Below are 20,735 nucleotides of genomic sequence, written 5' to 3'. Positions count from 1 at the left end.
TAACGTGAGGGCGTGTCCGAACCGCCCCAGCTGCCCGCCGTGCACGAGGCCTACCTGCCTCGCGAGCACGCGCTGCACCGCCCCCGGCACGGTAAACGGCAGCTGACCGCACTGGTCGCCGCGTTGCTGTTCTTCATGACCCCGGCACTGCTGTGGGTGTTCGGCGTGCGCCCCGGCGAGATCGAGAACCACAAGCTGGCCGGTTTCCCCAGCCTGGGCGACGGCTTCGGGTTCTTCACCGGACTGCCGGACTGGGCCACCGACCAGCTGTCCTTCCGGGCCGGCGCGATCGACGCCGCCGGCGCGGTGAGCCGGGGCGTCTTCGGCGAGGAGCCGCCGCTGGACCAGGGATCGGCGGCGAACGCCGGGCCGATCCCGGCGCCGCCGCAGTCACCCAGCGCACCGAAGTCCGGGCCGACCCTGCCGGGCACCAGCCAGGCCGGGTACCGCAACGTGGTGCAGGGCGCCGACGGTTGGCTCTACTACGGCTACGACGCCGAGGCGAAGTGCTCGCCGGCCCAGGACGTCGACACCACGATGAAGAAGGTCGAGGAGCTGCGCGCGGCGGTGGAGGCCTCCGGCCGGAAGTTCGTGTTCGTGGTGACGCCGGACAAGTCGACGATGGTGCCGCAGTTCCTGCCCGCCAGCTACCCGGGCAAGGAATGCTCACAGGCCGCGGCGCCGAACGACTGGTACAAGATCACCACGGAGGGGCATTCGCTCGACCTGCGCCCGGCGCTCGCCGCGGCGGCCGCACGGGTCGGCAAGCCGATCTACGCGCCGAACGACACCCACTGGCGCGACGAGGGCGGCCTGGTGCTGGCCCGCGCACTGGTCGACAAGCTGCAGCCGGGCACCACCGACACCTGGCGGTCCGCACCGTCGAGCCAGTACGACGCGATCGCCGATCTGCCGCTGCTGCTGGGCAAATCGGGCGTCAAGAAGACCAACACGATGTACACCCTGCGCCCGGACGGCTTCACCGACCGGGCGACGGAGTTCATCGGCAACATCGACCAGCCGGTGCACCGCACCGCCGCACCGCTGCCCGGCACGATCGGCCGGCGCACGCTCGTCTACGGCGACTCGTTCAGCCTCGCCTCGTCGCGTTACCTCGACGCGGCGTTCACGAATCTGACCTACCTTGCCTATTCGACCGACAAGACAACGCAGGCACAGGCGGTCGACCAGTTCGTGAACTCGCAGGTGGTCGTGCTCCAGGCGGTGGAGCGCAACGTCAGCGGCGGCCTGGTGCCGTTCACCGACGAGGGCTTCATCAAGAACGTGAAGGCGAAGCTGGCTCAGCACCCGATTCGCTGAGTCTCTTCGGTTCCTGTCCGCCCGGACCAGGGGTCAGCCGACCGGGACCGGCGCGGTCTCGACGGTGTCGCGCGGGCTGCGCACACCGCGGCTGCGGTCGCGCGCCCAGGCGATCACCCGGCAGACGAGGTAGATCAGGAACGAGATCGCCGTGACGAACGCGCTCACCGGCAGGCCCGGTGCGAGCGAAAGCACGATGCCGCCCAGTGCGGCGACCTCGGCGAAAACCACCGAGAGCACCGTCGTGCGCAAGGGGCTCGCAGTGACGCGGGCGGCGGCCGCGGCCGGCGTGACCATCAGCGCGACCACCAGCAGCGAGCCGACGATCTGCACGCTCAACGCGGTCGAGACTCCCACCAGCAGCGCGAAGACCACGGTCAGGGTCTTCACCGGTACGCCGCGCGCTTCGGCCACCGCACGGTCCACGCTCGCGAACAGCAGCGGCCGGTACACCGCCGCCAGCACGGCCAGCACCGCGACCGCGGAAACCACCAGTGCGGTCAGGTTCGTGCTGTCCACCGTGATGATCTGACCGGTGAGAATGCCGAACTTGTTGCCCGAGCGTCCTTTGTAGAACGACAGCAGCAGCACGCCCATGCCCAGCCCGAAGGACAGGATCACGCCGATCACCGAATCGCGGTCGGCGTCGCGGGTGCCGAGGATACCGAGCAGCAGCGCCGCGGCCACCGCGCCGGCCAGCGCGCCGTACTCCACGCCGACGCCGAGCAGCAGGGCGCCGGCCGCACCGGTGAACGCCAGCTCCGACGTGCCGTGCACGGCGAACGACATGTGCCGCATCACGATCAGCGGCCCGAGGATCCCGGCGACGAGGCCGAGTACCGCGGCGGCGACCAGCGCGGTCTGCACGCCGGGAAGGGCGGTGATCAGATCCCAGGTCTTGGCGAAGTCGAACATGCCGTCCAAGGCTCAGCTCACTGCTTCCTGCTCGTGGTGGTGCGGTTCGTCCTCGCACAGCGCGCTCTGCGCACCGGCGATGTGGATCTGGCCGCCGACGCGCAGGACCTCGACTCGCGTGCCGTACAGCTGCGACAGCGTTTCGGAGGTCATCACCTCGTCCGGCTTGCCGATCCGGAACTGACCGTTGACCAGGTACAGCACCCGGTCGACGAACTGCAGCACCGGGTTGATCTCGTGGGTCACGAAAAGCACCGCTGTGCCCGCTTCGCGGCGCCGCGCGTCGATCAGCTCGCTCACCGCGCGCTGGTGCGCGAGGTCCAGCGACAGCAACGGCTCGTCGCACAGCAACACCGACGGGTCACCCACCAGCGCCTGCGCGACCCGCAGCCGCTGCTGCTCACCACCGGACAGGCGCCCGACCGGCTGCTTCGCGTACCGGGTTCCGCCGACGGCTTCGATCGCCTCGGCGACCCGGCGGCGGCGGGCGCGGATCCCGGTCACGCCGGTGCCCCACCGATGCCCGTCGAGCCCGAGGCCGACCAGGTCCACACCGCGCATCGTCAGGGAATCATCGATCGCGCGCTGCTGCGGGATGTAGCCGACCTCGCGGTTGGCCCCGCCGGGACGCCCGCCCGCGATCTGCACCGCTCCCCCGGACAGCCGCTGCGTGCCGAGCAACGCCTTCAGCAGGCTGCTCTTGCCGGAACCGTTGGGGCCGAGCACGGCGAGGAACTCCCCGTGCTCCACGTCGAGATCCAGGCCGGACCACAGCGTGCGGGTGCCGAACGCGAGCCCCGCCCCGCGGATGCGCACCGCGGGACGGGCCTCGGGAAGCGACACGGACATCAGCTGTTCAGCGCTCCGGACAGCGAGTCCACTTCCTTGGTCATCCAGTCAATGTAACCCTTGACACCGGCGGGCAGCGTCTCGGCCACGTCCACCACCGGCACCCCCGCCGCCTTCGCGTCACCGACCGCCTGCTCGGTCAGCGGGGTGGTCGTCTGCACGTTGTTCACCAGCGCCTGTACCTGCTTGCCCTTGATCAGCTGGGTGAACTGGGCGACCGCGTCGGCGGGCACGTCGGTCTCGTTCTCCACCGCGTCCGAGAACGCCTTGGGTGTGGCGTCGCCGAGCTTCGCGCTCTGCAGCAGGTAGTGCGCGACCGGTTCGGTGACCACGACCTTGCTGCCGGGATGCGCGGTGCCCACCTCGCCCGCCTTCGCGATCAGGCCGTCCAGCTGACCCTTGAACGCCTTGGCGTTGTCGTCGAAGGTCTGCTTGCCTGCGGGCTGGATCTCGCCGAGCGCCGCGGCGACCTGGTCGGCGACCTTCTCCACGCCGGGCAGGTCGTACCAGACGTGCTCGTTCTCGTCGCCGGTCGCGGCGATGTCGTAGGCCACGAGCTTCTTCGCGTCCGTGGACTGCTCGGTGAGCTTGGTGAAGAAGTCGTCGTAGCCGCCGCCGTTGGCCAGCGTGAGCTTCGCGTCCTTCGCGGCGAGGGCGTCGTCCGCGGTGGTCTCGTACGAATGCGGATCCGCGGACGGATCGTCGATGATCGAAGTGACCTGTACCTGGTCGCCGCCGACCGCGGAAACGACGCTGCCCCACACATCGGTGGCGGCGACGACCTTCACCCGGTCTCCCGCGCCGGCCGCGGGAGACGACCCGGAGTCGTCCGAGGAAGTTCCGGAGCAGGCTCCGAGCGCGAGGACGGACAGAGCCGAGGCGGCGGCGAGCACGGCTCTCGTGCGACGGGAAGTCATCGGGCACTCCTGATCACTGTGGTGAGCACTGGAACTGTTAATGGAAACCGTTGTCAGATTCACCTTACCCCATCCGTATGACCGCAGCTGCTCGACCGGGTGGCTGAGCCCCTGCTGATCACCCAGCGGATCGAGACGCTCACCACAGGGGTGTCGCTTCTGGAAAACGATCTGAACCGTTACGGTTTGCGGATGAGCCGTCCTATTCGCACCCGGAGGCAGGCGACACTGGCGTCGCTCGCGGCGGAGCTCGGGGTGTCCAGGACCACGGTTTCCAATGCTTACAACCGTCCGGATCAGCTGTCCCCGGAGCTGCGCCGCCGGGTGCTCGAGACCGCACGGCGGCTCGGTTATCCCGGCCCCGACCCGGTCGCCCGCTCGCTGCGCACGCGCAAGGCCGGCGCGGTCGGTCTGCTGCTGACCGAGAACCTGTCCTACGCCTTCCGCGATCCGGCCGCCGTCGGCGTGCTCGAAGGACTCGCGCTGGCCTGCGAGGACGCCGGGGTCGGACTGCACCTCGTCCCGGCGAGCCCGGGCCGTGAGGACCTCGCCGCGGTGCACCGCGCCGGCGTGGACGGTTTCGTCGTGTACTCCGTGCCGGACGACGACCCGCATCTCGCGGCCGTGCTCGAGCGGCCCGTGCCCACGGTGATCATCGACCAGCCACGCATCGAGGGCATCGACCGGGTCGGCCCGGACGACGCCGCCGCGGTCACCCAGCTCGCCGACCACCTGGTGGCGCTCGGGCACCGGCAGATCGGCGTGCTCTGCATGCGCCTGGCGCGGGAGCGCAACGACGACTTCGTCACCGCGGAACGCCAGAGCAGCGCACACTTCCACGTCCAGCGCACCCGGCTGGAGTCGCTGGCCACCGCGTTCTCCACCGCCGGCGTCGACTGGGCCAACGTGCCGGTGGTCGAGCGGTTCGACCACACGGTGGACGACGGCGCCTCCGCGGCCCGGCAGCTGCTCGACGCCTATCCGCAGGTCACCGCCCTCGTCTGCACCTCGGACATCCTCGCGCTGGGCGCGCTGGCCGAGGCCGAACGCCGTGGCCTGCGGGTCCCGCTCGACCTGACCGTGACCGGCTTCGACGGGATTTCCGAGGCGGAGCGGTCCGGCCTGACCACCGTGCACCAGCCGGTACTGGAGAAGGGCAAGGTGGCCGGACGGCTGCTGCTCGGCTCCGCCGAGCGGATCGGGCCGAAGATCATCACGCTGCCCACCGACCTGCGGGTGGGCCGCACCTCGGCACCGCCGCGCACGGTCGAGGAACCCTGGTTCGGCGGCTGACCGCCGGTGATTTCGCGCCCACCGCATTGTGCGAGCGGGCCGAGCCGGGTTCCATGGAACGAACCGCCCGCGTAGCCGGGGAAGCGTGGCCGAAAGGTGACCATGACCTCCATTGACGTGTTGCTCAAGCGCAACCAGGAAATCGGCAACATCGTTCCCGGTGACCGGTCCTCGCCCAAGCCGTCCATGCAGATCGCGATTCTCACCTGCATGGACGCGCGGATCCGCGTGTTCGAGATCTTCGGCCTGCTGCAAGGCGAGGCACACGTGCTGCGCAATGGCGGCGGCGTGGTGACCGACGACATGATCCGTTCGCTCGCGCTGAGTCAGCGCAAACTCGGCACTCGCGAGGTGCTGATCGTGCAGCACACCGAGTGCGGCCTGTCCATGGTGACCGACGATGACTTCAAGGACGAGCTGGAGACCGCCACCGGACTGCGTCCGACCTGGGCGGTCGAGGCGTTCCGGAAGGTCGAGGACAGCGTACGCACCTCGGTCGAACGGGTTCGGCGCAGCGCGTTCCTCCCGCACACCGAGAACGTCCGGGGATTCGTCTACGACGTGAAGGCAGGGAGCCTGACCGAGGTCGCCTGACGCGCATCGGTTTCAATGTCCTGGTGGCTGTGGACACCGACGTACTGATCGACTGGTTTTCCGAGGCCGGCCGGGACCTGCCGTGGCGGGAGCCGGGCTGCTCGGCGTGGGGCGTGCTGGTCAGCGAGATCATGCTGCAGCAGACCCCGGTTTCGCGGGTGCAGCCGATCTGGCTGGAGTGGCTGGCCCGCTGGCCGGTGCCCTCGGCGCTCGCCGCGGAGACCACCGGAGAAGTGGTGCGGGCCTGGGGCAAGCTCGGCTACCCGCGGCGCGCGCTTCGGCTGCACGCGGCGGCCACGGTGATCGCGGCCGAGCACGGTGACGTCGTACCGTCCGATGTGGACACCTTGCTCGCCTTGCCGGGCATCGGCGCCTACACCGCGCGGGCGGTCGCCGCGTTCGCCTACGGGCAGCGGGCACCGGTGGTGGACACGAACGTCCGGCGAGTCGTCGCGCGGGCCGTACACGGCGCGGGTGACGCGGGCCCGGCGTCGAACACCCGGGACATGGCCGACGTCGAGGCGCTGCTGCCCGCGGACGACGCACCCGCGGCGAAGCTGTCCGCGGCGTTGATGGAGCTGGGCGCGCTGGTCTGCACCGCACGTTCACCGCGGTGCGCGGACTGCCCGATCCACACCGAATGCGCGTGGCAGCACAATGGCCGGCCCGAGTACAGCGGCCCGGCGAAACCGGTGCAGAAGTTCGCCGGGACGGACCGCCAGGTACGCGGACGGCTGCTCGATGTGCTGCGCGGCAGCGAAGGACCGGTCGGGAAGGACCGGCTGGACCTGGTGTGGCACGAACCGGGCCAGCGTGACCGCTGTCTCGACTCGCTGCTGGTCGATGGGCTGCTGGAGCAGACCAAGGACGGCCTGTTCGCGCTGCCCGGTGAACACTGACGCGCTACAACGAAAGTCGGTAAGAAGTTGTCATGATCTTGCCGCCGGGTTAGCTTTCCCCCGTCGCAGTTCCGGCGAAGGAGTTCGCATGGGGGAAACAACGCGTCGTACCGCCCTGTTCGGCGGGCTCACCGTCACCGCCGCCGGAGCGCTGGCCTTCGCCACGGCCGGCCGCGCGGGTGCGGCCGTCGAGGTCCCGGACATCCACCCGACGAGCGAATGGGACGCGCGGCCCGCAGGTGGCGCGATCGTGGTGGAGAACCACAAACCCACGTACATCGTCGTGCACCACACCGTGGATCCCGGCAACAACACCGACTACTCGCTCGCGCACGCGCTGCAGATCTCCCGGGACATCCAGAACTTCCACATGGACACCCGTGGCTGGATCGACACCGGCCAGCAGTTCACGAACAGCCGCGGCGGCCACGTCACCGAGGGCCGCCACCGCAGCCTCGAAGTTCTGCGTGGCGGCACCCAGCACGTGCAGGGCGCGAACGTGGCCGACCACAACAGCGAATGCCTCGGCATCGAGAACGAGGGTCTCTACAGCACCGTGGACGTGCCGGTGGCGCTGTGGAACTCCCTGGTCCAGCTGATCGCCCACATCGCCGACCAGTACGGCATCACGCCCGAGTTCATCAAGGGCCACCGCGATTTCAACTCCACCGAATGCTGCGGGCAGGTCCTCTACGACCGGTTGCCGGAACTGCGCACGGAGGTCGGCCGGCTGCTCGGGGTGTCCACGGCGAGGGCCGACGTGCCCGAGTGGCCGCTGCTCAAGCCAGGCGACACCGGGCCGCGGGTGGCGACGGCGCAGCGCTTCCTGCGCGCGGCCGGTTTCGGGGTGCCGACGGACGGGGTGTTCGCCGCGGCCACCACGCGGGCGGTCACCAAGCTGGCTGCCGAGCACGGCCTGTCCCGCGACAGCTGCACGGCGGCGCGGGCCGTCGACGAATCCGGTTTCCTCGGTTCGGATGTCTGGCCGCTGATCGTGCCCGCGGGCCGCTCGACGGCGGCGTGGCGCAGCGAACTGGCCCGCTGAGACCCGCACAGCCGCCAGGCGTGCCAGCGAGGGCAGCACACCTGGCACCCTCGTGAGTGGCGAGGCCGGTGCTAACCGGCCGGTCCACTCACGAGGGGCGGGGAGGACAGGAAGGCCTCGACCGCGCCCCGGTAGGTTTCCGGTGCCTCGCCGTGCGGCAGGTGTGCCGAGCCGGGCACGACGAGATGCCGCGCGCCGGGCACCCGCGCCGCCATCTCGGCCTGCTGACCGTGCGGCATGGCGGTGTGCTCGCCCTCGATCAGCAGCAACGGGCAGCGGATTCGCTCCACAATGGACCAGTAGTCGGTCCGGCCCCATTCCGCGGCGATCTCGTAGAGGTCGGCCAGCTCGGCGATCAGGTGGTAGCCGTCCTCGCGTTCCTCGACGCATTCGGTGAAGTACTCGCCCGCCGTACCGAAGAACTGCCGCACGTGGGCGAGCGATTCGAAGGGCACCGGCCAGCTCTCGAAGTACCCACGCCAGGTCTCCACGGTGCGGCCACGCTGATCCGGTGCGAAATCCTCGCTCACCACCGCACGCACCAGGTCCGGGTACTCCGCCGCGGTGCACCACGCGTGCAGCCCGCCCATCGAATGCCCGATCAGCACCGACGGCCCCAGCTCGGCCAGCACCTCGGCGACGTCCTCGGTGAACTGCCCGGTGGTCCAGGGCCCGGTGCGCGGGGCCCTGCCATGCCCGCGTGCGTCGAGGCCGTGCACGGTGCCGTAGCGCTTGAGCCACTGCGCGACCGGCCACCACGTGCGGGCCCGGCCCATCAGCCCGTGCAGCAACAGAATCGACACGCCCGTGTCCCGGTCGCCGCCGAAATCGATCAGCCCTGGTCGCACTGGTCCTCCCGGGTTCGATCAGGCTCGGTTCCCTTCCCGAGACCCTAGGGTGAATGCCATGCGCAGCCGCCGCCCCGTCGTCCTCGTCCTCGCCGGCGTGCTCGCGCTGTCCTCCTGCACTACGGACGAACCGCCGCCGATGCACCCGTCGCCGGGCGCGAGCGGCGCGGGCGATTCCTACTATCCGGACGACGGGAACGGTGGCTACGACGCCCTCGACTACCACGTGGACGTCGGCTACGACCCGCCGAGCGGACGTCTCGAAGGAGACACCACCGTCACCGCGAAAGCCACCCAGGACCTCAGCAGGTTCGACCTCGACCTGCGTGGTCTCGACGTCGCCTCGGTCGAGGTCGACGGGAAACCGGCGAAGTTCAGCCGGGAGAAGGAGCACGAACTGGTGATCACCCCGGCCGCACCCGTGCGGTCCGGCTCGGCCTTCCGCACCCGGGTGCGGTACGCGGGCCATCCCGGCGAAACCGCGCATTCGGGTGGCAGCGAGCACGGGTGGGGCCGTTCCGGGGACGGCGGCGCGTACCAGGTGGGTGAGCCGCATTCGGCGTCGTTCTGGTACCCGGTCGACGAAACACCACGCGACAAAGCCGCTTTCACCGTGACCGCGCACGTACCCGCGGGCTGGACGGTGGTGTCGAACGGCCGCGAACAGGGCAGCACGACGAAGGACGGTCAGAGCACCACCACCTGGAGCGAGCCGAATCCGGTGGCGAGCTACCTGACGACGATCGCGATCGGCAGATTCACCGTGCGGCGCGCCACGCTTCCGGGCGGCACGCCGGTGGTGTCCGCCTACGCCCCGGGCGCCGAGGTCCACGAAGCCACCGGCGGCCGGCTGCCCGAGATCCTTTCCTTCCTGGAGAGCAAATTCGGGCCCTATCCGCAGAGCGCCGCGGGTGGGGTCTTCCTCGATGAGGACATGCACTTCTCGCTGGAGACACAGACCCGCCCGACCTACGCGAAGTGGGCGGACCTGGCCACTGTGGTGCACGAGAGCGCACACCAGTGGTTCGGCGACTCGGTGTCCCTCGATTCGTGGTCCGACATCTGCCTGAACGAGTGCTTCGCCTCGTACGCGCTGTGGCTGTGGCGAGAGCGTGAGGGCATCGACCTGGACCAGCAGTACCGCACGGCCGTGGAGATCACCGAGGCCAGCACGGGCTTCTGGGGCCGTACGCTGGTCGGGATGGGCGCCGGGCACGAGTTCGAGGGCGTGTACGACAAGGGCATCCTCGCGATGCACGCGCTGCGCCGGACGCTGGGCGAGGCGACGTTCTCGAAACTGCTGCACACCTGGCCGGCCGAGCACCGGCACGGCAACGCGACCTGGGCGGATTTCGAAAAGCTCGTGTCCCGGCTGGCCGGGCGCGATCTGCACGCGTTCCTCACCGACTGGTTCCACGGCACGAAACTGCCCACGGACGCCGACCTCTACCCGGGCTCACTGCGCCCCTGACCGCATGGTCCTTCGTCGGTAGACTGGGGCCATGGCAGTGGTGAAGATCAACGCAATCGAGGTTCCCGAGGGCGCGGGCCCGGAGCTGGAGAAGCGGTTCGCCGCCCGGCTGCACTCGGTGGACGCGCAGCCCGGTTTCCTCGGCTTCGAGCTGCTCCGCCCGGTGTCCGGCGACGAGCGCTACTTCGTCTACACGAAGTGGGAAACCGAGGAGCACTACCAGGCGTGGGCCAAGGGCCCGGCCCGCGAGGCGCACGCGTCCGGCAACCACGGCGGGGAGCAGAAGGCCCCGGTCGCCAAGGGCGCGAGCCTGCTGGAGTTCGAGGTCGTGCAGGCGTCCAAGCCGGGTGAGTGACGAGCTCGCCGGTGCCGCCGAGCTGATCCACGGGGCCGGCGCGCTGCTGGTGTGCGCCGGCGCCGGGATGGGCGTGGACTCGGGGCTGCCCGATTTCCGTGGCAGCGAAGGATTCTGGCGGGCCTACCCGCCCTACGCCGGGCTCGGGCTGCGGTTCGAGGAGGTGGCCGATCCCCGGCACTTCGCCGAGGATCCGGAGCTGGCCTGGGGCTTCTACGGGCACCGGCTCGCCCTGTACCGCGCCACCGTGCCGCACCGCGGGTTCGGCCTGCTGCTCGAATGGGGCCGCGCGAAGCCGGGCGGCGTACGGGTTTTCACGTCCAATGTGGACGGCCAGTTCCAGGTGGCCGGATTCGGCGAGGTGGCCGAAGCACACGGATCGATCCACCACCTGCAGTGTCTCGCAGGCTGCACCCGCGAGATCTGGCCCGCCGACGACGTCGTGGTGGACCTGGACGAGACGACGATGCGGGCACGCCCGCCGCTTCCTGCGTGTCCACGCTGCGGTGGCCTTGCCCGGCCGAACATCCTGATGTTCGGCGACGGCGATTGGGTCCCGGACCGGAGCCAGGCACAGCTGGACGAGCTGACCGCGTGGCGCCGCGCGCACCGTGACCTGGTGGTGGTCGAGCTGGGTGCCGGACAGGCGGTGCCGACCGTGCGCCGCTACGCCGAGCTGGCCAGCGCCGCGAACGGCGCGCTGATCCGGATCAACCCCCGCGAACCCCACGTCCGCCACGGCCGCGGCATCTCGATCCCGGCCGGCGCGCTGGAGACGTTGACGAAGCTGGCCTGAGCCGTCCGGCCGGGCTGTCTCAGGATCGTCCTGAGCCTGGCGGGCCTGCACGTACGCCGCCGCGGTGGTCGGATCGCCCCGCCGTCGACGGCGATGTGCACTCTCCGTCCGAGGGACCTGCCGCACGGCTGGGCCGTCAGGGCAGTTGGACCTCGGCGTAGACCGCGTGGTGGTCGGTACCCGGCACGTCCAGCACCCGGTAGTCACGGACGGCGACGCGGCGGTCGACCAGCACGTGGTCGAGCGGAGCGAAGGGGACCATCGTGGCCGGCCAGGTGGGGTCGAGGCCGTCGCCACGGGTTGCCGCCGCGTCGACGTAGCCACGGGACAGCACCGTGCGCAACGCGGCGTGGTCGAGGGTGGCGTTGAAGTCGCCGGCCAGCACACGCAGCCCGTGTTCCCCGATGGCCCGAGACAGGTCCCGCAGCTCCTGCTCCCACCCCTCGAATCCGACGTCCGGCGAACGCGGATGCACCGCGACGACCTCCAGCTTGAGGCCGCCGCCGAGGTCGGCCTCGGCGCCGGGCTGTTTCGCCGCGGAATCCCCGGCGTAGTCCTCCTCGGTGAGCGGGAACCGGGACACGATACCGGAGCCGGACGCCCCGCTCGCCGGATGCAGCACGCGGTAGCGCAGCTCCTGGAACAGCCCGGCCTTCTCCAGTCCGGACACCGCGGCCGGGGTCATCTCCAGCAGGTTCAGCACGTCCACCCGGTTTTCCCGGACGAGCCGCACCACCGTCACCGGGTCGGCCTCGCCGAGGTAGAGGTTGGCCGACATCACCCGCACCGTCGCGCCGTGCGCTTCGGGCTGGTCGTCGGCCAGCACCCTGGGCAGCACGAAGACCGCGAGCAACGCCACCATCGCCAACGCGAACCCGCCGATCCACCAGCGGCGGAGCAGCAACGCCAGCGCGCCGAGCAGCGCACCGTAGACCGCCACGTACGGCGCAAGCGAGAGCAACGCGGTCAGGTACCAGCCGCCGCCGTCGTAGCCGATCGTGCGCAGCAGGGCGACGGCCAGCAGGGGCAACCCGGCGAACAGCAGCAGAGCCGTGACGACCTGGTTGCGCGGCTTGGCCTCCATCACCATGCGCCCGAGTATGCCGTCACGGACTGCGACCGCGGCTTTCGCCGGGCGGTGTCAGCCGGTTGTGCGCGCGCTGTCAGCGGCGCCGGGCACAGTAGCGGCAGAACCGGTCTCGGAGGAGGAGAGATGTCGCACGCGATCCGGGCCGAAGGCCTGGCAAAGCGGTTCGGGGAGACCAAGGCGCTGGACGGGGTGGATCTGGAGGTACCGTTCGGCCACGTCGTGGGGGTGCTCGGGCCGAACGGCGCGGGCAAGACGACCGCGGTCCGCATCCTGGCCACCCTGCTGAAACCCGACGCCGGGTACGCCACCGTCGGCGGCTACGACGTGGTGCGGGATCCGGTGCGGGTGCGCAGCCTGATCGGGCTCACCGGGCAGTACGCGTCGGTGGACGAAGACCTCAACGGCACCGAGAATCTGATGCTGCTCGGGCGGTTGCTCGGTCTGACGCGGCCGGACGCCCGCGCCCGCGCGAAGGAACTGCTGGAGCGGTTCGAGCTGTCGGACGCGGCGAAGCGGCCGATCCGCACCTACTCCGGCGGCATGCGGCGCCGGCTCGACCTGGCCGCGAGCCTCGTCGGCCGCCCCGCGGTGCTCTACCTTGACGAGCCGACCACCGGGCTCGACCCGCATGCCCGCAACGAGGTGTGGGCCGTCGTCCGCGGCCTGGTCGCGGACGGCGCGACGGTGCTGCTCACCACCCAGTACCTGGAGGAGGCCGATCAGCTGGCCGACCGGATCACCGTGTTCGACCACGGGCACGTGGTCGCCGACGGCCGGGCGGACGAGCTGAAGCGCCGGGTCGGCGGCCAGACCGTGCAGGTCCGCCCGACGTCCACGAACGATCTCGACGCGGTCGCCCGCATCCTGGCCGAAATCACCGGCGTGCCGCCCGCCCGCGTCAGCGGCAGCGGGTTGCTGACCACGCCGGTGGCGGATCCGATTCTGCTGTCCACTTTGGTCCGCAAGCTCGACGAGGCGGGCATCGCCGCCGACGAACTGGCACTGCGGCTGCCCAGCCTGGACGAGGTGTTCCTGGCGTTGACCGGACACACCGCCGAAGAGTCCACTCCGGACCGTCCGCTCGAGGGGAGCATCCGATGACCGCCGCACTGACCATGGACCCGCCCCGCCGAATCGGCTTCGGCCAAGCCACCCAGCACGCGTTTTCCCTGGCATGGCGGGGAATTCTGAAGATCCGCAAGAATCCCGAGCAGCTGGCCGACGTGACCATCGCGCCGATCGTGTTCCTGCTGATGTTCACCTACCTGTTCGGCAACGCACTCGGCGGGTCGACTGCGAACTATCTGCAGAGCCTCGTGCCCGGGGTGATCGTGATGAACATCCTGCAGGCCTGCCTCACCGTTGGTACCCAGCTGAACACCGACGTGACGAAGGGTGTGTTCGACCGCTTCCGCGCCATGCCGATCGCCCGCTCGGCACCACTGGTCGGCGCGGTGCTGGCGGACATCGTGCGGTATCTGGTGTGCCTGGCGGTGTTGATGGTCGTGGCGACGGTGATGGGCTACCGGGTGCAGACCGGACCGGCGCAGTTCGTGATCGCGATCCTGCTGGTGATCGCGTTCGGCCTGTGCTTCTGCTGGGCCTCGGTGTACGTCGGCATGCTGATGAAGTCGCCGGGTGCCGCGCAGGGCTTGATGTTCGTGTTCGTCATGCCACTCACGTTCGGCAGCAACGTTTTCGTGTCCACGTCGACCATGCCCGGCTGGCTGCGCGCGTGGGCGGACATCAGCCCGGTGAGCTTCCTGACCAACGCCCTGCGCGGCCTCCTCAACGGAGGCCCGGTAGCCGCCCCACTGGCCGGCGCACTGATCTGGATGGCGGGCATGGTGGCGGTCTTCTTCCCGCTGGCCACCCGAGCCTACCGGCGCCGGGTCTGAGAACCGGGGCCGCCGTCGTTCGATTTCGTCACCAACTGCAGACAACGTGCTACTCTCCGTCTGTTCGAGTTGACAGGTTGGGGAGGCCTTCGATGACGGACGACGGCGTCGAGCGCGTTCGGCACATTCCGGCGAACATGCAGGGACCACTGGTCCCCGGCTACACCTACGTCCGGGACAAGACCCCGGAACAGCTCGCCCAGGAAGCGGCCGGCGCCCAGGCCAAGGCCAACGAGGCGATGTCCGGCGGTGGTGGCGGGTACCGACTGACTCCGGAACTGATCAAGGAGATCGTCACCGAACTGGACGACATCCTGGACTGGGTCAAGTTCGAACCCCGACAGCACGCCAGGACACTCACTTCGTTCACCCCAATGGGTGACGAGATAGCCAGTACGAACTACGTGCGGGACCTCAACGCCGCCGGTCACTCGTACAACAGCTTCCTCGACAGCGTGGTGAACGAGATTCAACGGCAACGGGACGCTTTTCAGCAGGCCCTGGATACTTACCAGAAGCAGGAGCACCAGGCCGCCGACCACATGAAGGGCGTCACCAACCGCAATGCCTAACTTCCGCCCCATCGCACTGAGCCTGCTCGCCGTCACCGCTGCGCTCGGCGGTTGCTCCGGCTCGACCGGGAACGCCACCCCCACAGCACCGCCGGCAACGTCGTCCGCCGGTCTCCGATTCGGGGCGCCGCCGGTTCCGGCACCACTGGACCCCACGCCATTGGAGACGACCCCCTGCGCCGCCATGACGGCGGACCAGGTCACCAGCCTCGGTGCCCCATTCAAAAGCACAGATCCGAAGCCGGACGGCCCAACGGGGCCGACCTGCACATGGCGTTTCGATACACAGGAGTCGCCCACGGGTGTCACCGCCACCGTTTTCACCAAGGATCCCAGTCACGGCGGTATCAGTGGCCTCTACGGCAGGCAGCAAAGCGGTGGGTTGACAAAGTTCCAACCCTTCACGGTCGACGGTTACCCGGGCGTCTTCTACGACAATGCGGACAACCCACCGCCTGGTCTCTGCGCGTTGGCCGTCGGCCTGCGCGACGATCTTTCGTACACCATGACAGTCTCGCTCGACGGCCTAAAGAGTCCTTTTGCCGACAGCTGCGAAGTGGGAAAAAAGGTCGCTGGTTTCGTAGTCAGCTACCTGCAAAAGGGGGGCCACTGATGCCGGACGGGTATACCGGGGCCGAGGTCTACGAGAGAATGCACCGTTACGGCGGCAACACCGGGCCGCTGGACAGCGGGCAGTTGGCGGCCGAGGCGCTCAAGGGGGCGCACGAGGATCTGGTCACCCGGATCGCGAAGCTGCAGGGGAAGCTCGACAGTGCGTGGGAAGGCGACGCGTCCGGCAAGGCGCAGGCCGGGCTGACGCCGTTGATTCAGACGTCCCAGCAGGCTTCGCAGGATCTCGAGCGTAGTGCGCAGTCCATCACGGCACAGAATTCCGGGTTTCACGGGACCCTGAACAAACTCGTGAAAATCGCCGCGAATCGGCCCAGTACCGACGATCTGGCCAGTTATCTGCCGTTCGGCGCGAGTGATTCGGAGAAGGCCGCCGCGCAGTGGGACACCGACGACAAGAACAACAAGGCAGCCTACGGCTCCTACTACGCCACCACCGACGGCAATCGCAACGCCGCCGCCAAGGACTACCCGGTACTGAACGCGGCACCGGCCGGACTCGCCGTGGGGGCCGCGTCGAACGGGCCGGGCGGAGCAGGCGGGATCACCGCCGGAGGCAGCGGATCCCACGGCCGTCACGGTGCAATGCCCGGTGACCACAGCGGAAACAGCCCGGCCGACTCCGGGTCACCTGGTGCGGACAACCATGGCACGGTCACCAGCCCGGCTCCGCATGGTGTCGCGCCCGGCACAACCGGCAGCGGTGACCTGCCGGTGTCCGGTCGGGGGCCGGAAGACGGCACGTCCATCGCGGGGTACCCGCCATCGCCAACGAAGCCGCCGATCAGCAACGCGCCCGGGTTCGGTACCGGTCTGTTGCCGACGTTCGGGCCCGCAGGCGGCGGATCGGATTCCGGCTTCACCCCGACCGGCGGGCTCGGCGGACCCGGCTCCGTCGGCGGGGGCGGGCTTGGCGGCGGAATCGGCAGCGGCGGACGCGGCTCCGTCGGCGGACTCGGCAACGGAGGTAGCGGGGGTGCCCGCGGGAGCGGCGCCGGCGGGAGCGGCGCCGGTTCTCGGTTCGGCGGCGGCCAGCAGCTCGGGGAAGGCGGCCGCACCGGCAACGGCTTGCCCGGTGGGCAGAGCGTCGCGCGGCCAGGCGGCGCCGGTTCGGCGGGCGCGAAGGGCAGCTCGGGGATGGCCGGCATGGGCACCGGTGCCGGCAAGGGCAAGGGCACCGAGGACGAGGAACACCAGCGGAAAGTCACCCTCCCCGACCAGGACGCCGACGAGCTGTTCGGCGGATACCCCGACGGCATGCGCCCGACTCCGCCCACCATCGGAGCCTGACCGTGCTGCGTGCACCCCTGCGACTGCGCCGGGCGACCTACCAGAACCTCGTCCGGCGCCTCGACGGCAACGAACTCCACCCGACCCTGATCGGTGGCGAAAAGTGGTATCCGCCGGATGAGGAACGCCGGCTCGACGAGCAGGCCGAGCGGGAACTCGCCGGCACCGGATGGCAGTCCCGCGATTTCGCCGACGTGATCGCGCTCCTGCAGCGACCCGCCGTCGACCACTACTGCTGGGCGCGGATCCGTGATCGCGACTTCACCGTCCAGGTCGCTTCCCGCGGCCGCGACGCGGTCCTCGCCATCGCCGACGACGAGACCGTCACGCTTCACCCCAGTTCGGCCGAGACCGCTCCCCGGGATCTGGTTTCCGCCCTGCCGGACACCCCACCGGTGCCGAGGCTGCACTCTCTGTCGTGTTCGAAACAGGACTACACCGCGGTGGTGAATGGTGAAGCACCACCCACGCGTACCGGCAGCGCCCGTGACGCGCGGCGAGCAGTCGAGTGGATGCAGGCTCCACGTGTCCACGTAGGACGGTTGTACGTGGCCATCCGCCGCGGCAGTGACCGGGTCCGCAACGAACATCCGCCTTACTGGATCGACACCGAGCAAGGGCGTATCAGTGCCACAGTCACGAACGGCTGGCTCAGCATCAGCCCGGCGAGTGCGGACGATCTGACCCGGATACTGCGTACCATCGAAGCAGCACTACGGTCCTGACCCACCGTCCAATTCGGACAACAGTTGCTCGATGGCCTCCGCACGCGGTATGCGGAGCGCGGAGGTCGAGAGTTCTTCGAATCGGGCAGGGTCGAGGTCGCGTCGCAGGTTTTCGATCAGCTCGCGGATTTCTGGACTGCCCAGGTCAAGCCGGCCGCACACCACGGCGGCCAAGGACAGGTTCTCCGCCGCTTCACCCAGTTTCCCTTGCAGGTAACGGATCCTCGCCAGCACTTCGACCGCCTCGGCCAGTTGGGGCATGTCTGTGCGGCGGGCGGCCGCGCGCAGTGCGCCGACCGCGAAGGTTTCGGCTTCGTCCGGCTTTTCTTCGGCGATCAGAAGGGCCGCCTCATAGGAGCCCAGCCACTCCTTTTCGAAGCCGGGACCCGGGAACGGCCACTTCTCCTGCGCGTCCAGGATTTCTCGATGCAGCTCACGGGCCCGCGCGACCTCGCCCTCGCGCACCGCCACTGCTTCGTAGCCCAGCAACAGGATCACCTGCAGCTGACGGCTTCCCGCTCTCTCGGCGTAGTGGTGCGCGGCGTCGAGTTCCCGCCGCGCGCCCGCGTGGTCGCCGGCGCGGGAACGCTCCAGCGCCAGCCGCCACCACTGCTGGACGACGTCGTCATGCGAACGCAGCTCCAACGCCAGCCGCAGCCCCTCGGTGTAGGCGGCGACCGCACCGTCGTGGTCACCGTGCTGGGAAAGGTCCGACGCGCGGAAGCTGTATGTCATGGCGAGACCCCAGCGGTCGCCGACCTCGGCGAAACCCGCGTGCGCGCGCTCCCTTGCCTCGGCGGAAGCGGCCAGGTCTCCCGCATCGGCCAGCAGGAAGCTTTCCGCCCAGTGCCCGGCGGCACGGCCCCAGGCGTCCGCACCGGAGATCGACCGGCGGATCTCCCGGCGCGCCAGGTCCGGGTGCCCGCCGACGTAGGCCACCACCGGCAGGGCCACCGCGAGCCACCGGCTCCGGGACACCGCGCCCGTGCGCACGCACTCCTCCACCAGGTCGCCGACATCGCCCATCTGCTGTGGGTCACCGTTGGACCACAACATGACCTGGCTCAGCTTCAGGCTCGCGGCGACGTACGGCGGCAACCGATCACCCAGCCCGAGCACATCCGCCACGAAGGACTCCGCGCGCTCACTCTGACCGAGCACGGTGAGGTACCAGAACATCGCGAACAGCAACCGCCCCGCGGAATCCCCGTCGCCCTTCTCGACTGCCGCGCGCAAGGCTGTGTTCAGGTTGTCGTTCTCGGTTTCGAACACCGCGATTGCGGTGATCTGTTCCCTGGCGCGCAGCAAAGGCTCGGTACGCTCGGCCAGCTCCAGGTAGTAGGCCACCATCGCCGCACGGAACCGATCGCCTTCACCGGAGGCGGAGAGCCGGTCGGCCGCGTAGGCACGCAGGGTTTCCAACATCCGGTACCGCGTGCCGACAGTGTCTACAATAGACTTCTCGATCAGTGAGCCGAGGACATAGACCACTTCCGACGCGGGCAACTGCTCGTCCGCGCACACGGCGTCCACTGCCGCTTCGTCGAAACTCGACGCGAACACAGCCAGCCGCCTGGCCAGCAGCAGTTCGGTATCGGTGAGCAGATCCCAGCTCCACTCGACCACGGCACGCAACGTGCGCTGCCGTGGCAACGCGGTGCGGCTGCCGGTGCTCAGCAGGCGGAACCGGTCGTCGAGCCGTTCGGCGATCTGGCCGGCGGTCATCGAACGCAACCGCGCGGCGGCCAGCTCCAAGGCGAGTGGCATCCCGTCGAGCCGCCGGCAGATCTGCGTCACTTTCTCCACTGTGGACTCGTCAAGGCGGAATCCCGGCCGCACCGCCACCGCGCGGTCGAGGAAGAGCCGCGCGGAATCGAGCGCGCCCACCTCACCGGGCAGGGCCGATTCTTCGGGCACCGGCAGCGGGCCGAGCGGGCACAGCGCTTCCCCGGTGATCGCGAGCGGCTCCCGGCTGGTGGCGAGCACCCGCAGCCCCGGCACCCGCAGCAGCAGGTCGTCCAGCAACCGGGCAGCGGTGTCGATCACGTGCTCGCAGTTGTCCAGCACCAGCAACGATTCCGCGCCGGACAACGCCTCCACGGCGTGCTCCACCAGGTCCGTCGGACGGCGCAGCACCTCGGTTTCGCCCACCCGCGCCTCGCGGACCTCCAGTGCGGTCAGCAGCGCTCCGAGCACGTCCGCGCCGTCACGCACCCCGGCGAGCGGTACGAACCACACCCGGCCCCGCGCGTGCGCGGGATGCCGAGACGCCGCCTCGGTGGCGAGCCGCGTCTTGCCGGCCCCTCCGGGGCCGACGAGCGTCACCAGCCGGGCGTCATCGAGCAGCTCGGCCAGCAGCTTCAGCTCGTCCGTCCGGCCGATGAAGCTGGTCAGCCGCTGCGGCAGCCGATCCACCACAGTGGGTACCGGCGCGAACTCACCGCGCAAGGCCCGCAGGTGCACGTCCTGCAGCTCCGCGGACGGATCCACGCCCAGCTCGTCGGCCAGCACGACGCGCGTGGCCTCGTAGGCGAGGAGCGCGTCCGCCTGCCGGCCCGAGGCGCACAACGCGCGGATCCGCAGGCCGACCAGCCGCTCCCGCAACGGGTGCCGGAAAACGGCGGCGGTCAGGTCGGCGAGCACCTCGGCATGCCGGCCCAGCCGCAACTCGGCTTCGAACCGATCCTCGGAAACCTCCGCGTGCCGGTCGTCCAGACGCCGCGCGGGCCCGGCGGCGAACGGCGCGTCGAGCACGTCCGCGAGCGCGGCACCACGCCACAGGTCCACGGCCTCGCGCAGCGCCTCGGCAGCCCGCGAGTCCCGCCCGGCGATCAGTTCCGTACGCCCCTCGGTGGCCAACTGCTCGAAGCGGTGCACGTCGACCGCGTCGGCGGGTACGGCGAGCCGGTATCCACCCGGGCCGGATTCCAGCTCCGCACCGGCCGGCCGCAGCACCCGGCGCAGCCGCGAGACCAGCGACTGCAGTGCGTTGCCCGCCTCGGCAGGCGGTTGGTCGCCCCAGAGACCGTCGATCAGCACGTCGACCGGCACCGAACGGCCAGCGTCCAGCGCGAGCCGGGCCAGGAGCATGCGGAGCCGGGCACCACCGATGTCGATCGGTGTGCCGTCGGCCCCAGCCACCCGCAACGGTCCCAGCAACGCCACGTACACACCGTCCAGCTTTCCAGAACACGGCCGGGAACGAGCAGCACCCGACGGAAGTGTGGA

At 69.8% G+C, this 20,735-nt stretch carries 20 protein-coding genes; 14 read left to right on the top strand and 6 right to left on the bottom strand.

What is annotated here, in order from left to right; all coding sequences use genetic code 11:
* The first annotated feature begins 12 nt into the window (after window positions 1-12).
* The gene (locus BJY18_RS26265; RefSeq protein ID WP_184782612.1) at window positions 13-1,320 is read left to right on the top strand and encodes an alginate O-acetyltransferase AlgX-related protein; all 1,308 of its coding nucleotides are present in this window, start codon (window positions 13-15) and stop codon (window positions 1,318-1,320) included.
* A 33-nt stretch (window positions 1,321-1,353) separates the two neighbouring features.
* Here BJY18_RS26265 and BJY18_RS26260 read toward each other — a convergent pair whose 3' ends face one another.
* The 3 genes from BJY18_RS26260 to BJY18_RS26250 are packed head-to-tail and all read right to left on the bottom strand — an operon-like array spanning window position 1,354 to window position 4,001.
* Window positions 1,354-2,244, bottom strand: a complete 891-nt coding sequence (locus BJY18_RS26260) for a metal ABC transporter permease (protein WP_184782611.1) — start codon at window positions 2,242-2,244, stop codon at window positions 1,354-1,356.
* Window positions 2,245-2,247: 3 nt separating this feature from the next.
* A complete protein-coding gene (locus tag BJY18_RS26255; protein ID WP_184782610.1) occupies window positions 2,248-3,084 on the bottom strand; it encodes a metal ABC transporter ATP-binding protein in 837 nt (278 codons plus the stop codon).
* The gene (locus BJY18_RS26250; protein ID WP_184782609.1) at window positions 3,084-4,001 is read right to left on the bottom strand and encodes a metal ABC transporter solute-binding protein, Zn/Mn family; all 918 of its coding nucleotides are present in this window, start codon (window positions 3,999-4,001) and stop codon (window positions 3,084-3,086) included. Before BJY18_RS26250 ends, BJY18_RS26255 begins: the two co-directional genes overlap by 1 nt.
* 192 nt (window positions 4,002-4,193) lie before the next feature.
* On the opposite strand from BJY18_RS26250, the gene BJY18_RS26245 reads away from it, so the two are divergent.
* From BJY18_RS26245 to BJY18_RS26230, 4 genes are all read left to right on the top strand, one after another.
* Entirely contained in the window at window positions 4,194-5,294 is a 1,101-nt protein-coding gene (locus tag BJY18_RS26245; RefSeq protein WP_184784849.1) for a LacI family DNA-binding transcriptional regulator, read from the top strand.
* Window positions 5,295-5,396: 102 nt separating this feature from the next.
* The gene (locus BJY18_RS26240; RefSeq protein WP_184782608.1) at window positions 5,397-5,888 is read left to right on the top strand and encodes a beta-class carbonic anhydrase; all 492 of its coding nucleotides are present in this window, start codon (window positions 5,397-5,399) and stop codon (window positions 5,886-5,888) included.
* Window positions 5,889-5,911: 23 nt separating this feature from the next.
* Window positions 5,912-6,787 (top strand): HhH-GPD family protein, encoded by an 876-nt coding sequence (locus BJY18_RS26235; RefSeq protein WP_184782607.1) that lies wholly within the window; start codon window positions 5,912-5,914, stop codon window positions 6,785-6,787.
* 88 nt (window positions 6,788-6,875) lie between these two features.
* Window positions 6,876-7,832, top strand: a complete 957-nt coding sequence (locus BJY18_RS26230; protein ID WP_184782606.1) for a peptidoglycan recognition protein family protein — start codon at window positions 6,876-6,878, stop codon at window positions 7,830-7,832.
* A gap of 71 nt (window positions 7,833-7,903) precedes the next feature.
* Here the strand turns inward: BJY18_RS26230 and BJY18_RS26225 are convergent, their stop codons facing one another.
* Complete coding sequence (locus tag BJY18_RS26225) at window positions 7,904-8,668, bottom strand: alpha/beta fold hydrolase (protein ID WP_184784848.1); 765 nt, start codon at window positions 8,666-8,668, stop codon at window positions 7,904-7,906.
* 70 nt (window positions 8,669-8,738) lie between these two features.
* Between BJY18_RS26225 and BJY18_RS26220 the strand changes: the two genes are divergently transcribed.
* Genes BJY18_RS26220 through BJY18_RS26210 form a run of 3 tightly spaced genes read left to right on the top strand, consistent with a single transcriptional unit; the run spans window position 8,739 to window position 11,302 of the window.
* Window positions 8,739-10,151 carry a M1 family metallopeptidase gene (locus BJY18_RS26220; RefSeq protein WP_184782605.1) on the top strand — a complete coding sequence of 471 codons (1,413 nt, stop codon included), beginning with the start codon at window positions 8,739-8,741 and terminating at the stop codon, window positions 10,149-10,151.
* A gap of 31 nt (window positions 10,152-10,182) precedes the next feature.
* Window positions 10,183-10,506 (top strand): antibiotic biosynthesis monooxygenase family protein, encoded by a 324-nt coding sequence (locus BJY18_RS26215; RefSeq protein ID WP_184782604.1) that lies wholly within the window; start codon window positions 10,183-10,185, stop codon window positions 10,504-10,506.
* Entirely contained in the window at window positions 10,499-11,302 is an 804-nt protein-coding gene (locus BJY18_RS26210; RefSeq protein ID WP_184782603.1) for an SIR2 family NAD-dependent protein deacylase, read from the top strand. Before BJY18_RS26215 ends, BJY18_RS26210 begins: the two co-directional genes overlap by 8 nt.
* Before the next feature lie 136 nt (window positions 11,303-11,438).
* On the opposite strand, the gene BJY18_RS26205 is transcribed toward BJY18_RS26210, so the two are convergent.
* Entirely contained in the window at window positions 11,439-12,392 is a 954-nt protein-coding gene (locus BJY18_RS26205) for an endonuclease/exonuclease/phosphatase family protein (RefSeq protein WP_184782602.1), read from the bottom strand.
* Window positions 12,393-12,515: 123 nt separating this feature from the next.
* On the opposite strand from BJY18_RS26205, the gene BJY18_RS26200 reads away from it, so the two are divergent.
* The 6 genes from BJY18_RS26200 (at window position 12,516) to BJY18_RS26175 (ending at window position 17,507) form a co-directional block, all read left to right on the top strand.
* Window positions 12,516-13,493, top strand: a complete 978-nt coding sequence (locus BJY18_RS26200) for an ATP-binding cassette domain-containing protein (protein ID WP_184782601.1) — start codon at window positions 12,516-12,518, stop codon at window positions 13,491-13,493.
* Window positions 13,490-14,290 (top strand): ABC transporter permease, encoded by an 801-nt coding sequence (locus tag BJY18_RS26195; RefSeq protein WP_184782600.1) that lies wholly within the window; start codon window positions 13,490-13,492, stop codon window positions 14,288-14,290. The genes BJY18_RS26200 and BJY18_RS26195 overlap by 4 nt, the downstream gene beginning before the upstream one ends.
* 92 nt (window positions 14,291-14,382) lie before the next feature.
* Complete coding sequence (locus BJY18_RS26190; RefSeq protein ID WP_184782599.1) at window positions 14,383-14,862, top strand: hypothetical protein; 480 nt, start codon at window positions 14,383-14,385, stop codon at window positions 14,860-14,862.
* On the top strand, window positions 14,855-15,475 hold the full coding sequence (locus BJY18_RS26185) for a DUF3558 domain-containing protein (protein WP_184782598.1): 621 nt from the start codon (window positions 14,855-14,857) through the stop codon (window positions 15,473-15,475). The genes BJY18_RS26190 and BJY18_RS26185 overlap by 8 nt, the downstream gene beginning before the upstream one ends.
* Window positions 15,475-16,782: a WXG100 family type VII secretion target gene (locus BJY18_RS26180; RefSeq protein ID WP_184782597.1), complete on the top strand. Its 1,308-nt coding sequence runs from the start codon at window positions 15,475-15,477 to the stop codon at window positions 16,780-16,782. Before BJY18_RS26185 ends, BJY18_RS26180 begins: the two co-directional genes overlap by 1 nt.
* Before the next feature lie 2 nt (window positions 16,783-16,784).
* On the top strand, window positions 16,785-17,507 hold the full coding sequence (locus tag BJY18_RS26175; RefSeq protein ID WP_184782596.1) for an ESX secretion-associated protein EspG: 723 nt from the start codon (window positions 16,785-16,787) through the stop codon (window positions 17,505-17,507).
* Here BJY18_RS26175 and BJY18_RS26170 read toward each other — a convergent pair.
* Window positions 17,496-20,678 (bottom strand): AfsR/SARP family transcriptional regulator, encoded by a 3,183-nt coding sequence (locus BJY18_RS26170; protein WP_184782595.1) that lies wholly within the window; start codon window positions 20,676-20,678, stop codon window positions 17,496-17,498. The genes BJY18_RS26175 and BJY18_RS26170 overlap by 12 nt on opposite strands.
* Between the last annotated feature and the right edge of the window lie 57 nt (window positions 20,679-20,735).

This window comes from Amycolatopsis jiangsuensis, assembly GCF_014204865.1.
Lineage (GTDB): Bacteria > Actinomycetota > Actinomycetes > Mycobacteriales > Pseudonocardiaceae > Amycolatopsis > Amycolatopsis jiangsuensis.
This window is presented reverse-complemented; position numbering and strand designations above follow the sequence as displayed.

Excerpts from the sequence above, each read along its gene's own strand:
- BJY18_RS26205 (WP_184782602.1), bottom strand. The coding sequence starts at position 12,392 with ATGGTGATGGAGGCCAAGCCGCGCAACCAGGTCGTCACGGCTCTGCTG.
- BJY18_RS26180 (WP_184782597.1), top strand. The coding sequence starts at position 15,475 with ATGCCGGACGGGTATACCGGGGCCGAGGTCTACGAGAGAATGCACCGT.
- BJY18_RS26215 (WP_184782604.1), top strand. The coding sequence starts at position 10,183 with ATGGCAGTGGTGAAGATCAACGCAATCGAGGTTCCCGAGGGCGCGGGC.
- BJY18_RS26250 (WP_184782609.1), bottom strand. The coding sequence starts at position 4,001 with ATGACTTCCCGTCGCACGAGAGCCGTGCTCGCCGCCGCCTCGGCTCTG.
- BJY18_RS26195 (WP_184782600.1), top strand. The coding sequence starts at position 13,490 with ATGACCGCCGCACTGACCATGGACCCGCCCCGCCGAATCGGCTTCGGC.
- BJY18_RS26240 (WP_184782608.1), top strand. The coding sequence starts at position 5,397 with ATGACCTCCATTGACGTGTTGCTCAAGCGCAACCAGGAAATCGGCAAC.
- BJY18_RS26255 (WP_184782610.1), bottom strand. The coding sequence starts at position 3,084 with ATGTCCGTGTCGCTTCCCGAGGCCCGTCCCGCGGTGCGCATCCGCGGG.
- BJY18_RS26220 (WP_184782605.1), top strand. The coding sequence starts at position 8,739 with ATGCGCAGCCGCCGCCCCGTCGTCCTCGTCCTCGCCGGCGTGCTCGCG.
- BJY18_RS26230 (WP_184782606.1), top strand. The coding sequence starts at position 6,876 with ATGGGGGAAACAACGCGTCGTACCGCCCTGTTCGGCGGGCTCACCGTC.
- BJY18_RS26185 (WP_184782598.1), top strand. The coding sequence starts at position 14,855 with ATGCCTAACTTCCGCCCCATCGCACTGAGCCTGCTCGCCGTCACCGCT.
- BJY18_RS26200 (WP_184782601.1), top strand. The coding sequence starts at position 12,516 with ATGTCGCACGCGATCCGGGCCGAAGGCCTGGCAAAGCGGTTCGGGGAG.
- BJY18_RS26190 (WP_184782599.1), top strand. The coding sequence starts at position 14,383 with ATGACGGACGACGGCGTCGAGCGCGTTCGGCACATTCCGGCGAACATG.
- BJY18_RS26245 (WP_184784849.1), top strand. The coding sequence starts at position 4,194 with ATGAGCCGTCCTATTCGCACCCGGAGGCAGGCGACACTGGCGTCGCTC.